The organism is Mesorhizobium amorphae (assembly GCF_014843845.1).
GTDB lineage: Bacteria > Pseudomonadota > Alphaproteobacteria > Rhizobiales > Rhizobiaceae > Mesorhizobium > Mesorhizobium amorphae_A.
Genome location: NZ_JHQS01000029.1, coordinates 22,162 through 33,880, shown reverse-complemented (window position 1 = coordinate 33,880; position 11,719 = coordinate 22,162). Strand labels below are relative to the sequence as shown.

Genomic DNA, 11,719 nt, shown 5'->3' with positions numbered 1-11,719 from the left:
CCCGCCGCTCCCCGCGCCGGCTTCGCCGTCTCGGCCTTCGGGTGACGATCCCTCGCGCAAGCCAGAGGGAGACGGCGGCCGGCGCGGGGCGGGGGACCCTGGAGAGAAGGGAAAGTCACGATGTCGATGATATTCATAGCTGGATCACGTGAGATATTCGAGCTGCCGGAACCCGCCGTCGCTCGCATCGGCGCAATCGTTGCTGCCGAGCATGGCGTGCTGATTGGCGACGCGTCGGGAGCCGATGCCGAGGCGCAGGGCCTGCTCGCGGGCTACAAGTACGAGCATGTCGGGGTCTTCCATACCGGCAAGGAACCCCGCAACAATCTGGGCGACTGGGCCGCCTACCATGTTCCTTCTCCTGAGGGCGCCACAGGATACTGGGTCCACGCCGCCAAGGACCGGGAGATGGCGCGGCGCGCCGACTTTGGGATGATGGTCTGGGATGGCGCATCACCCGGCACGGCCGTCAACGTGCTTCGGCTCGCCATCGCGAACAAGCCGTGCGTCATTTACGATCTGGCCAGGGGCAGCATGGCGACCACATACAATGTGGAAGACTGGTGCGCCATGCTCCGCCATGCCGGTCCGGACATTCGCCGGCAAGCCGAAGCCCGCATGACGCCGGACGAGCGTCTGGTGCTGCCAGGATGATGTACGCGCGGACCCGCCGACAGCCCGGCGGGTCCGATGCCGATATGCTTGATCCGGCCCCGCCCCCCCAAACTCCACTTGTATGAACGCCCGTTGGCCGGCCCCTTTCGAGACCGGCCAACGCGCAGAGCCGCAGGGCGTTGTGCAGGACGTTCATCTTCACCCGTCTCGCATCCGAAGCCTGTGCAAGCGTGGCGAACATCCTGGCTTGCGCTGTCATCCAACCTGGTTGCGAGGCATCGCTCTACCGAGGGGCATGAAGTTCGCTGCCAGTCGGCTCCGATCTCGATAACGCTGTGCCGCCATCCCGACCGGCAAGGCGGTTCACGCGCCAGGCTGCTGTTCGAAGTATTGACGACGCAGGCGACATGACCCGAGAGGTGCGCGGCAAGCATGTCGGCGATCCGGCAGCGTTGTATGGGCGGCCAAGCGATGGCGGCCTGAGTTCTTTTCCTTCGGTCCCATCCGGGGCCATTCCCGTTTCATGTCGCCTTTGTAGACGACCGCCTGCTTTGTGTGGTCAACCCCCGTTGGGGGTACACTCGGCGAATATTCAGGAAATTCGATTTCTGTTTTTGTCTGCGGACAGGCGAAGGGCCTGCCCGCAATTTTTCGGCAAATAGAATTTTCCAGAATTTTCGCCGAGATGACCGCAGCAGGACGGCCCTCTCCTTTGGCGCCATCGGGAATGGTCCCGATGCAACCGAAGGAGAACTACCATGGCCACCACGATCGCAAACCTCACCACCAAGGCCGACGGCTCGATGGAAGGCGTCTTTGCCACGCTCCGGGTCAACGCCCCGATCACCCTGATCCCGAACACCAACAAGTCGCGCGAGGACGCGCCCGACTACCGGATCGTCAACAAGCGCACGGGCTTCGAGATCGGAGCCGGCTGGCACCGCATCTCCCAGCGTTCGGGGGAGGAGTACCTCTCGGTCAAGCTGGAAGCCCCCGAGATCGGCGTGATCTTCGGCAACCTCGCTCCCGCCCCGGGTGGCGAGGAAAACAAGAAGGTCATCCTCTGGAACAATCCCCAGTGAGGCATTGGTGGCCGGCCCCTTCAGGGGCCGGCTTCCCCACCGGCAAAAGGAGGTTGCAATGAGCCGCTACACCATCACTGTCACTGGCACCGTCACCGGAAAAGTCCGCTCGGATCCAGACGCTGTCATAGGCTACGATCCACCGCTTCGGACCTTCTTCCTGCAAGCGTTCCCGCACGAAGAAACCGACGAGCCCGCGCTCTGGCTTGGCACCCGCGATCGCGCCTTCGAAGCGCTTGAGGATCTTCGCCATGCAGCCATCTCACACGGCTACGACTTCATGCCGCTGCCGTCCGAATTGGCCGCAAAGCTGGTCGACGACAAAGCGGCAGCCAGCGGGCGTCCGGAGCGCGACGGCATCCTCGGGGAACTGCTGAAACACCTCAACCAAGCCAAGTAGGCAAACACATCACAGGGCCCGCGACGGAGTGCTTCGTCGCGGGCCCTTTTTTTGCGCGTCGCAAAGAGCCAAGAAACATCACCCGTCGCAGCATGCGACAGCGACTCCAAACCGCCGATTATTCCTTCGGCAGTTTGTGCTTATGAATGCGGATATAATCCTGCACGGCCTTTCGCAGCAGTTCGGTCATGCTGTGCCCGTTGCTGATCGCCAGCAACTTGAACTGGCGCTGCTCAACGGCCGTCAGATAGTACCCGCAGCGAACCATCTCCTCCTCGCGAATCTTCTTGCCGGCGATGGGATCCTTTTTCTGGCCCTGCCGCAGCAGCTTGCGGAAATCGGGCCCGACTGCCGGGGACGGCTTTGCCGGTTCCTGCATCTGTGGCGTAGTAGATTGCTCCTTGGTCCCTGACGTCTCGACCTTCGGGGAGATGAACATGCTCGGCAGCGCCGGCGGCTGCGTGGAGATCGCCTTCATCATGCGGGCTTTCTTGTCGTCACCGGGTTTCGGTGCGGTTTCTTCACTCATGCCGCATTCCTTGTGGCTTCGATGAAGGTTTGCAGAAGGTCGTCGAAGACCCCTTCGCTCTCGGCAACCGCCTTCGCATCGGGCACCGCAGGGCTGTAAAGGGTCTGCCCGGTCTGCAGGTCACGGTAGGCAACACGATTATGCAGGACGTGTTCTGCAATCGGCGTGCCGTTGGCCTGGATGATGGCGCGCAGTTCGGTCAGGGCTCGTGCCCTGCCATCGATGATGGTCTGCTTGGTCAGCACGAATATCGCAGGCAGCGGTCTACCCCGGCTCTCAACCGCCAGCGGAATGTAGTGGTCGGTGATCTGGATGGCGGCGGTCACATCGTCGAGGGCAAAGTAGACTGGCACGACGACAATGTCGGCCGCGAAGAGCCCGGCCATGAGGTTGTCATTCGTGGTGCCTTCCGTATCGATCAATACGACGGAGCGCTCACCGTTGTGAGTGGCTGCCGCGTCAAGGATTTCCTGCGGGGTCATCGCGCTCACCAGTTGCAGGCTGTCAGGAAGATTGCCAGCGTCACCCAGCATCTGGAACCAGCGGTTCATGTTCTGCCGCCGATCGCCATCGATAAGCGTGACCGAATAGCCGCGATGCAGCGCGACGGATGCGAGGGTGCGCAGCATCGTCGATTTGCCAGTGCCGCCCTTTGGGATCGCAGCGGAGATGATCATGGGGGGCCTCCTTCCGGCGTTGGCTACTTGTTTCCATGTTAACACGGAAACAAGTCATCATGGACACATGGATGTCACGGTCGAAACCTGGTGACATAGTCAACGGGCCAGACCGGTTTGGCAACCCAGGCGCGCACCAACAAGGGCTCGGTCAGGGGTGCAACCATTACGAGGCTGCTATCGACGCATTGCGACCTGGCCCCTGCCATTGACACTAGGGGCTGGTGGGAGGGAGCGCCGACCTCTTCTTTATATTGGCAGGATAGCCTATTTTGTGATACACACAAAATAGGCGGCGCGGCCCTGGCGGGCCTTAGCGCCCGCAAGCGGGCTTGAGAGATGGATGAAGACGCCCAGAATACAGCGGTGAAGAGCGCGTCACGACGCTACGGCGAGGTGACGCACATCCGGTTTTCGGCCAACGAGCTTGCCAGCCTCAAAGCCATTGCGGAGCGGGACGGCGTAACCGTCAGCGAGGTCCTCCGGCGTCTGGTGCGGGCAGAGGCGGGGCATCTGCCAATCGCGTCAGAGGGGTTGCGACCGGCGATCGTGGACATGACCGATCAGCTGCGGCGCGTCGGCGTCAATTTCAATCAGGCCGTGCGCGCCATGAACGACGGCCGGGTTGCCCATGATGAGGATCTTGAGCAGGCGTTGATCGCCGTGGGAGACCTCGTGCGGCAGTTTCGCGAGGAGCTGAAGGCGATGACTGGCGGGTCCCGCAAGGCGAGGGAGGCCAGGCCATGAGCGGTCGTCTTGCTGGCTACGCGGCCGAAATCGAACGCTATCTTCGAGGCGAGTCCGGCGTGAAGCGTGAGGAGCTGGACGACGACAAGTCCGCGACGAGCGCCCGACGCGAGGCCGGCGAATTCCAGGCGATGAAGAGTTATGAGCGGACCGGTGGCGGCGGACGGGTTGGGCAAGGACAAGCCGGCTCGATGGTAAGTGGCGGTAGAAACCCCCCTCGTTCGTCGCCGGGAGGGACAGGCGTGGCGGGGAGCTCCACGTCCAGCAGGGCACCGAAGTCCACCGCGGCTGCGAGCTCCCCCAAGGCCGCTAGCGCCCCGATCATGGTCTATGGCGCCACACTCGCGGGTTTCCGGCCGGAAGAGGAGGAGGAGGACTGGAAGCGGCGCGGTGGTGGTGGCGGCCGCGGTGCGGGTCGCGCAAGCGGTCCAGGCCGAGCAGCGCGGGTCGCCTATCAGGCGCGGGCCGTCGCGGCACGGGCAGGCTATGCGGCGGGCGCTCAGCCTGCTGTGTTCAAGGTCATGCCCAATCCGCCATCAACCAAGGAAGCCGCCGCTCGGCTGCTCAATTACATCGGAAAGCGCGAGGACGAAAAAGGCGAGAAGCACGACATCGAGATCTTCGACGAGGATGGACAGGTCCTTGCGACAGGCGGCGCACGAAAGGCGTTCCTGGAAACGTTTTGCGAGACGTTCGAACCGCCCCTGGAAAATACCAATTTCATCGAGGTTCGTCTCGAACTCGCCGGCGAGGTCACCGGTGCCGCCTTGAGCGAGGCGTTGAATAAGGCCTTCGGCGCAAAGCCGTTCATCTATGCACAGGATGGTCAGGCGGTGGAGGTATACGCGCACACCGATGAGCGGGCCGGACCGCTTGCGAGAGTCCTGGCCGGTGGTCGGGAGAATTCGCGCAGCAAGGCGCTCGACAAGATCGAGGCGCGGTTGTCTGAAGCCATGGGCGCGGCGGGGGTGGTAGCCAAAACAGAGGTAACGGCGGCCGTGAGCCGTGAACCCAAGGCGAAATATTTCCTGCAGAAGTTCATCCGCACCCACAGCCAGGTTCGCCACGCAAATGGCGATCCTGTGCCTGGGGTGAAGGATTCAACTAAGGCGGCGGCTTCGGTCTATGAACAATGGCGTCCGCAGTTTTCGGGGCGTGAGCGCCGCAATGCCTATCACCTGCTTTTCTCGGCAAGAGCCGGCACCGATGCCAACGCAGTCATGGCCGCGGCGCGCGCCGTGCTCGAGGAGCGCGCGCCAGGATACAAATCCGTCCTGGCACATCACAAGGACACCAAGCACGTCCATATCCATGCGATGGTGCAGGCACGGTCAGCCGACGGTGAGCGCCTGAAATTCTACAAGCCAGATCTGGTCGCCTGGCGCGAGACCTTTGCGGAAAAAGCACGCGAGAACGGCATCGCGATGGTAGCGACGCGGCGCATGGATCATGCGATGACGCGGCCATTCACGAAGGAGCATGCCGGAGCCTACAGCCGTGCCCAGTCCGATCCGCGCTACCAGGTCAGCGCCAGGACGATCGAGCGAGTGGAGGCCAAGCGGCAACGCCGTTTGGATGGGCAATCCCTTGTCGTTAACGGCGATGCAATCGCTGCCGCGTGGCAAAAGACTGTGACGACGATGCGGACCGCGGGCGTGGTCGGTCAGGCTCTCACGGCAGCGGAGTCGATCGGCAACAATTTTCTGCGGTTCCGTCGCGATCGGACAGGGGAGGCGCAGCCAGGTCCTGCCGCGGGTCGCGGAGCTGATCAATCGGGGCAGAAGTCTTTCCTGTCCCATCCCGGTATGAGAGAATTGAATGCACTGATAGGAGATTTGAACATGGCGCAAACCCCCTTGGAAATGCGGCGTCAGATGGCCCGCGTCAATCAGGCTCTCGACAATATGCGCGAGACGCTGCCGCCGGCGCATCAAGGACAGTTCGAACAGTATCGTGAAGAGGTCAACGACAAGATGCACGACCGTCTCGCGCGGCTGCAATTCGAGCGGCAACAGCAGCGTCGTGGTGGCGGCAGCGGTGAGCCGATCCCCGAGCGCGAGGCGCGAGGGCGAGACCTTCCAACTCGGGACAATCCCCGCCAGCCGGAGCAGCCGCGCACCGGCACCGAGCAGGAGATGAGAGCCAAGCAGAAGGACGCGAACAAGCAGAAGGCTCAGCAGGCTGAAGAGCAGGACCGCAAGACCCGGCGCTCGAATGATAACGATTACGAGCGCTGAGCAAAGTCGACATCTTCACCCCAGCCGAACGTGCTAACTACTTCAAAGCCGCAGGATATGAACCGGATTTAGGCCATTTGAGAAGACCAAAACACCAGAGGTTGTGTGGGCTCCCAATGCTCGCTTATATATCAAGCGAACGACCAGGCCGACGTATCCAACCTGCAGAAGTACCAGTGCAAGGATGGTCCATCCGAGCGCCGCCCAGACGGATCCGGTTTCGAGGTAGGCCCAGATTGCGACCACGGTCGTTGTGGCAGACATCCCCACCAGAAACTGCGGAAAATACATGCTTTGCCCAGCCGATCTCGGACCTTTGCGGTTCGAGAACGGTCCCCTTTTGCCCTATATTCCTCCACCAAGGTTTCACTAATTTGGGATTTACGCAATTATCCGGTTTCAAATATCGGTGCAGCACGACGTCGCATCGCCTAGCGCCGCTTGTCCGGAGTCACGGCGTGGTTTGTTAAAGCCGGTTGTCTTTAGTGGTGCAAGGCCGGCGGGCCGATGGGGCTCGCCGGCTGAGGCGATATTATACCCGATTATCGGCGCACATTGTCGCTCAACCGCTAGGATCGGCTGGCAAGAGTTTCACGGAGCGTTTCCCAATGGATGCAACCGAATTGCAGGCGATCAGCGAGACTCTGATGCGGATCGTGACGCCAGATATGATGCCCAAGCAATTGATCAGGGCGGCACGGAACGAGCGCCCGAACGCGTCAAAGAATGGCATCGCCCGCGCGGTATTCTTTTCAACATAGCCGAGCGTGTAAACGACGGCTCGTGATCAGGAGTATGGCGCTTGCGTCCAACCAATGCCGACCGAATGGCAATCCGCGAGCAACAGATTGAGGTTTGCCGCGACATGATCGAATGGGAAGCGCGTCACACGATTGGGGCGCTGCCGTTCAGCTCGCGCACGTCGCGAGATAAGCCGAACTCCTATGCGCGCGTTACCCGCAATACATTGGATAAAGCCGCTTGCCGTCGAGATCCTTCGAGAAGGACGTTCAGATACCGCTACAGTATCTTGCCGCCACTGTGAGGACGACGTCACTGCGATGCGGTCGAGCCGACAAAGCCGTCCGACAAATGGACAAAGACCGGCGCGAGGTGCCCCAGAGGCTGGCGCCTTTGATCCTTCCGAGACTGGCCAATCAGGGGTGAAAAGCTTCCTCTGCAATGATCTGAAACCTGGTAACGACCCATTGTAAAACGTCATTACGGTTTGGCGAGGCTCACTTTCTTTCCAATATGATCGCGCCATAGCCCTAGCCGCTTTATTCGATATTCAACAAGTTCCGGTGACGTCCCGAAGAAGGACGCGATCTCGGGGGCACTCTTGCCGTCCGAGACCATACGTTTAATCGCATCTCTTGGAAGCAAAGTGGCCGATGCCAGGAAATAGGCGTCATGTTCTTCAGAGCTGTCATATGTCCGGCCGAAAGAACCAGCGATCTTAGCTATCTTAGTTAGCTTATGACCGGCAAGAATGTGCCAATATTCCTCAAGTAGCGTTACTCTTTGCCTCTCAACGGTATGGTAGTCGTTTAGGAAGACAACCCAGCTATCCTGATCAGCACTTAAGGGAACGCTCATCGCGGACCACTCGTTGCGCGAAGGTCCAGCAAGAGTGCTCTTTGTCATCCGCGGAATACAAGATGTGTCCTGCAGTCGCTCCACTTTGACCGAATCAACGACCAGATAGAATGGATCCAGTGGATCGTTCTTCTTCAATCCTAAGTCTTTTCGGAAATCCTCGGCCGTCTGCTCCAGTTCCTCCTTAGACATTGCGATAACGTCCGCATCTGTCGGCGCGCTGCTCGGTTCTGTTATGTCACCCTTGGCGTAGTGCTGACGAAGACACACGGCTGCCTGCAGCAGGGTTTGCACGGTCCCGGAGGACGCGTTCTTTCCAGCGCGGAAGTGGACGAATGCCACCCCGTCAAAGCCCAGCTCATGCTCATCGGCATCCGGGCCGAGCCACTCGAGCAGCCTAATCTTGGAATTGTTGTCGGGCGATCCATCGCCCCGCTCGATGCGGGCCAAGGTGGAGAAGCTGATCCCCACAATCCCCGAGAGTGCTCTTATGCTGAGACCTTCGCGTTCGCGCTTCTCGCGGACCGCTCCAACGAGTTTTTTTTCGAATTCGTCCATGTTCACCAATTGTGCGATCAGCACACCTTGACACATTTCGCCCCAATATGCATCCTGTGCTGGTGACACAGACTCGCACATCGACAAGCAAAATGGAAGCGTTGTTGACCGACGATGCGCGGGCTGAGTTGCAGCGGATTGGCGACGGTTTGGACGCGCGCCAGCCCGTGGGGGTGAGGGACGGGGGAATCGTGGTTCTCGGCCCGCAGCCCACACCAACGCCTGTCCAGGAGAAAAGCGATGAGCAACAGCAAAGAGCGGGAGGACCCGCAGCCCGATCACGGCAAAGGTCCACCCGACGGCAAAGGTCGTCCGATCGATCACGGCCGCCCCGTGCCGGATCACGGATCGTCGGCCTCGCCGGCAACTACACCGGGCAGCTAGAGAATGTGCAACGGGCATACCCCGGCGCAACTCTCCTCCCCGATGACCATGGAGTATGGCTTCTTGCTCGCAGCCAAGTGATAGAGGGCTCAGCGCGAGAAGCCATATTCCTTATTGCCTTGCCAGAAACACCAGCGGTGGAGCCGCGCGGGTGGGCTTTCTGGGAGCAAGATGGGCAGGTCGAATGGATCGGCCCGCGACATACCAATTTCCCTGATGGCTCGGTGTGTGCTTATCATCCGACGCTTGACAAGGTCTGGGCGCCGGGCGGCGATTTGCGCACATTGCTCGACATCTACAGCGTGTGGGCGCTCCGTCATCTCCACCTGACCGTGTTTGATCGGTGGCCAGGACGACAGCACGCGATGCCGGACGATCTTGGACGCTCCGATCCCTACTATCGGCTAACCCAGTTCAAGGAGGCCGAGCTTTGCAGCTGCGGGTCGGCTCGGCGCTATGGCGAATGCTGCCGGCCGCACGACCTGAAACTGCCCTTTCTGTCGATTTTGCAGGCGTTCAAGAGGCGTAATCTCGGCCTTAGCATCGTTGATCGAGCGCCCCCTGCCCAGATTTCAGCGTCGATCGCCCAGGGAGGACACAATTCCCCGCCTCCCATCGTAGAGGTTCACGCTACTCTACGAGCGCATGTCGCGGACCTCAGCGGGAATCCTCGGATCGATTAGGCGACGGCCAACGAAAACAGGGCGTCATTCGGCTCCCAGCCGTGACTCTTTTCTAATCGACTAGATCAGGCAAAGTATCTTCGACGATGCTGAGATTTCGATCGAAAATCTCGGTGTCGAATGCGTTGGCGCGCAGAGAACGCACCTTGTTCAGGATGGCAGCAACCGCCGCTTCTTTGTCGGGGGCTATGCGTGTTGTCACTGCTTTGGCCGCCAAAGCGGTAAAATCTATGGCGGCATAAGCTGGCACGGCTGTAGCGTCTGTTGCTTTCAGCCGGTCTTTCACGATTGTGCGCCGGCCCGGAGGCGGAGCTATACGGCCTGCCTTTGCGGCAAATATCGCGCCGCGCCGCAGCCGAGTCTGCACAAGGCCTGAGCGGTACGTGGGTGCTTTCGGAACAATCGTCGGGAGCGCAGGAGATGCAACCGCCGCGGAAACGTCCAATGCAGGGCTTTTCGTGCGCGAAGCGTCCGTAGAGGCGGGCAGGGGCATGAACGCGCGTTTGGCAAGCTGGCCGTCGGCGAAATAGAAATTGCGGGTGCCGAGGATCGGCAGTTCCCCACGCGGCAATATGATGACCTTGTTCTTGTCGAGCGTACGGATTTCATCCGGCCGCATCAGGGGCCGCCGCACCTCCTTGCGGTGCTCCGAGCGCGTGTAATAAGTGTCGAACAACGTTGCCTTGGTGCGCGTCACGTCCTTTTGCACGTCCGACGTTTCGCCGAGTTGCTCGGAAACGTAGCGCAGATCGTCCGCGTCCTGCGCACCGAAAAAGATCTGCACGCGAGCGGCGTTGATAAGCGTCTTGCGCCCTTCCTGGCGATAGATCTCGTCTACCGCCTTCAGCGACTGCACGAAAAACCATATGGAAACGCCGTTGCCGCCGAGCACGCTCGCCATTTCGGTCACGTTCTCGAGCTTGCCGAGGTTCTGAAACTCGTCGAGGAGCACGAGCACGGGATGCTCGTCCGGACGCGGCATAGTTTCCGACATGAAGTTCATCATCTGCGTAATCAGGACGTTGAACAACGGTCCAAGCGAGGTGATCTGCTCTCGCCGCACATCGAGATAAAGAGAGATCCGGTCGCGCTTGAGTTTGCGAATATCGAACGTGCTGCGCGAGGTAGCCCGCATCAGGCGCTCGTTGAGAAAGGGGGCCATGCCGGTCCGCACGCCGGCGTAGATTCCGGAAAACTGCCGCTCAGACATTTCGAAATACGGCAGCAGGGTTTGCAGCGTAAAATGCGAGCATTCGCGGCGGCGTTCCTCGCGCAGCGAGCCGATGAATTCCAGGAGCGGCTGCTCGGCGCCGTTCATGATCTCGAGGATTGTGGCAAAGGTCTTTTTCTCGTTCGGGATCGCAGGCGATTCCATGACGAGGGACGCGATGCCGGTAAAAAGGAGGCGGGCGTCGTTAACCCAGTAGGGATCCGCGTTCGAAGGGGGGCGCGGAAACAATGCCGCAGCGATGTTGCGAAGGTCGATGTCGCGCTGTGCTGAGTCCAGCGAGATGAAGTCCATCGGGTTGTAGCATGCGGTATTGCCGTCCGGATCAGCCGGCGCGAAACGCACCACGCGGCTCATGGTCGAACGGTAACCAGCAGTCGCCGCATAGGTCTCGCCCCGCAGGTCGAGAACCACGAGCGAATGCGGCCAGCTCAAGGCGTTCGGGATGATGAGAGACGTGCCCTTACCGGAGCGCGGCGGCCCTATGACGAAGCCGCCGACATCATCGCCATCAATCCACAATTTCTTGCCACCGATCAGCTTGCGCTGCGTCAAGCGGATCTTGCCTGAGCGCTGATCGCGGCTGGGCGACAAAATTTCGGCAAGCCTGCCGCCGGCTCGACCGACGAAGACGCCGCCCACTTTCGTCAGGCCGGTTTTTGATACGTCACTCATCGTCATGAAGCGAGAGTCATTGCGCTTTCTCGGCCGCATGAGAGACAAGCTGACCAGTGGCAAGAGAAACCCTAATGCACCCGCTCCAACGGCATATTTTATCCGGCCAAAATTCCTCGCCATCGTGTCCGCCCAGGCCTGACGAACGACCGGCCAAGGATTGGCGTTCAGCTGGTCGAACAGGACGTGGGAGCCGGTCCGGTACCAATCAGTCGCGGCATAGGCGACCGTGAAGAGCAGGACGCCCAGGGCCATCGCCATGAGCACCATGAAAATTGCTGTTGCGATTTTCTGCATGGGTGGCC

At 60.5% G+C, this 11,719-nt stretch carries 11 protein-coding genes; 7 read left to right on the top strand and 4 right to left on the bottom strand.

Annotated features, from left to right (window positions below):
- Window positions 1-120 precede the first annotated feature (120 nt).
- The 3 genes from DH08_RS14500 (at window position 121) to DH08_RS14490 (ending at window position 2,097) form a co-directional block, all read left to right on the top strand.
- On the top strand, window positions 121-654 hold the full coding sequence (locus tag DH08_RS14500) for a hypothetical protein (RefSeq protein ID WP_192179944.1): 534 nt from the start codon (window positions 121-123) through the stop codon (window positions 652-654).
- 719 nt (window positions 655-1,373) lie between these two features.
- A complete protein-coding gene (locus DH08_RS14495; RefSeq protein WP_006205585.1) occupies window positions 1,374-1,697 on the top strand; it encodes a DUF736 domain-containing protein in 324 nt (107 codons plus the stop codon).
- 58 nt (window positions 1,698-1,755) lie between these two features.
- Entirely contained in the window at window positions 1,756-2,097 is a 342-nt protein-coding gene (locus DH08_RS14490) for a hypothetical protein (protein ID WP_192179943.1), read from the top strand.
- A 118-nt stretch (window positions 2,098-2,215) separates the two neighbouring features.
- On the opposite strand, the gene DH08_RS14485 is transcribed toward DH08_RS14490, so the two are convergent.
- Both DH08_RS14485 and DH08_RS14480 read right to left on the bottom strand, forming a co-directional pair.
- A complete protein-coding gene (locus DH08_RS14485) occupies window positions 2,216-2,626 on the bottom strand; it encodes a hypothetical protein (RefSeq protein WP_192179942.1) in 411 nt (136 codons plus the stop codon).
- A complete protein-coding gene (locus DH08_RS14480; RefSeq protein ID WP_192179941.1) occupies window positions 2,623-3,303 on the bottom strand; it encodes a ParA family protein in 681 nt (226 codons plus the stop codon). Before DH08_RS14480 ends, DH08_RS14485 begins: the two co-directional genes overlap by 4 nt.
- 339 nt (window positions 3,304-3,642) lie before the next feature.
- Between DH08_RS14480 and DH08_RS14475 the strand changes: the two genes are divergently transcribed.
- From DH08_RS14475 to DH08_RS14460, 3 genes are all read left to right on the top strand, one after another.
- Window positions 3,643-4,050, top strand: a complete 408-nt coding sequence (locus DH08_RS14475; protein ID WP_192179940.1) for a hypothetical protein — start codon at window positions 3,643-3,645, stop codon at window positions 4,048-4,050.
- Complete coding sequence (locus DH08_RS14470; RefSeq protein WP_192179939.1) at window positions 4,047-6,287, top strand: relaxase/mobilization nuclease domain-containing protein; 2,241 nt, start codon at window positions 4,047-4,049, stop codon at window positions 6,285-6,287. Before DH08_RS14475 ends, DH08_RS14470 begins: the two co-directional genes overlap by 4 nt.
- A gap of 608 nt (window positions 6,288-6,895) precedes the next feature.
- Window positions 6,896-7,048 (top strand): hypothetical protein, encoded by a 153-nt coding sequence (locus tag DH08_RS14460; protein WP_192179937.1) that lies wholly within the window; start codon window positions 6,896-6,898, stop codon window positions 7,046-7,048.
- Between the two features lie 460 nt (window positions 7,049-7,508).
- Here DH08_RS14460 and DH08_RS14455 read toward each other — a convergent pair whose 3' ends face one another.
- The gene (locus DH08_RS14455) at window positions 7,509-8,444 is read right to left on the bottom strand and encodes an XRE family transcriptional regulator (protein WP_192179936.1); all 936 of its coding nucleotides are present in this window, start codon (window positions 8,442-8,444) and stop codon (window positions 7,509-7,511) included.
- A 240-nt stretch (window positions 8,445-8,684) separates the two neighbouring features.
- On the opposite strand from DH08_RS14455, the gene DH08_RS14450 reads away from it, so the two are divergent.
- On the top strand, window positions 8,685-8,828 hold the full coding sequence (locus DH08_RS14450; RefSeq protein ID WP_155930622.1) for a hypothetical protein: 144 nt from the start codon (window positions 8,685-8,687) through the stop codon (window positions 8,826-8,828).
- Between the two features lie 735 nt (window positions 8,829-9,563).
- Here DH08_RS14450 and DH08_RS14445 read toward each other — a convergent pair.
- Complete coding sequence (locus DH08_RS14445) at window positions 9,564-11,711, bottom strand: type IV secretory system conjugative DNA transfer family protein (protein ID WP_192179935.1); 2,148 nt, start codon at window positions 11,709-11,711, stop codon at window positions 9,564-9,566.
- Between the last annotated feature and the right edge of the window lie 8 nt (window positions 11,712-11,719).

Excerpts from the sequence above, each read along its gene's own strand:
- DH08_RS14500 (WP_192179944.1), top strand. The coding sequence starts at position 121 with ATGTCGATGATATTCATAGCTGGATCACGTGAGATATTCGAGCTGCCG.
- DH08_RS14495 (WP_006205585.1), top strand. The coding sequence starts at position 1,374 with ATGGCCACCACGATCGCAAACCTCACCACCAAGGCCGACGGCTCGATG.
- DH08_RS14490 (WP_192179943.1), top strand. The coding sequence starts at position 1,756 with ATGAGCCGCTACACCATCACTGTCACTGGCACCGTCACCGGAAAAGTC.
- DH08_RS14485 (WP_192179942.1), bottom strand. The coding sequence starts at position 2,626 with ATGAGTGAAGAAACCGCACCGAAACCCGGTGACGACAAGAAAGCCCGC.
- DH08_RS14480 (WP_192179941.1), bottom strand. The coding sequence starts at position 3,303 with ATGATCATCTCCGCTGCGATCCCAAAGGGCGGCACTGGCAAATCGACG.
- DH08_RS14475 (WP_192179940.1), top strand. The coding sequence starts at position 3,643 with ATGGATGAAGACGCCCAGAATACAGCGGTGAAGAGCGCGTCACGACGC.
- DH08_RS14470 (WP_192179939.1), top strand. The coding sequence starts at position 4,047 with ATGAGCGGTCGTCTTGCTGGCTACGCGGCCGAAATCGAACGCTATCTT.
- DH08_RS14460 (WP_192179937.1), top strand. The coding sequence starts at position 6,896 with ATGGATGCAACCGAATTGCAGGCGATCAGCGAGACTCTGATGCGGATC.
- DH08_RS14455 (WP_192179936.1), bottom strand. The coding sequence starts at position 8,444 with ATGGACGAATTCGAAAAAAAACTCGTTGGAGCGGTCCGCGAGAAGCGC.
- DH08_RS14450 (WP_155930622.1), top strand. The coding sequence starts at position 8,685 with ATGAGCAACAGCAAAGAGCGGGAGGACCCGCAGCCCGATCACGGCAAA.
- DH08_RS14445 (WP_192179935.1), bottom strand. The coding sequence starts at position 11,711 with ATGCAGAAAATCGCAACAGCAATTTTCATGGTGCTCATGGCGATGGCC.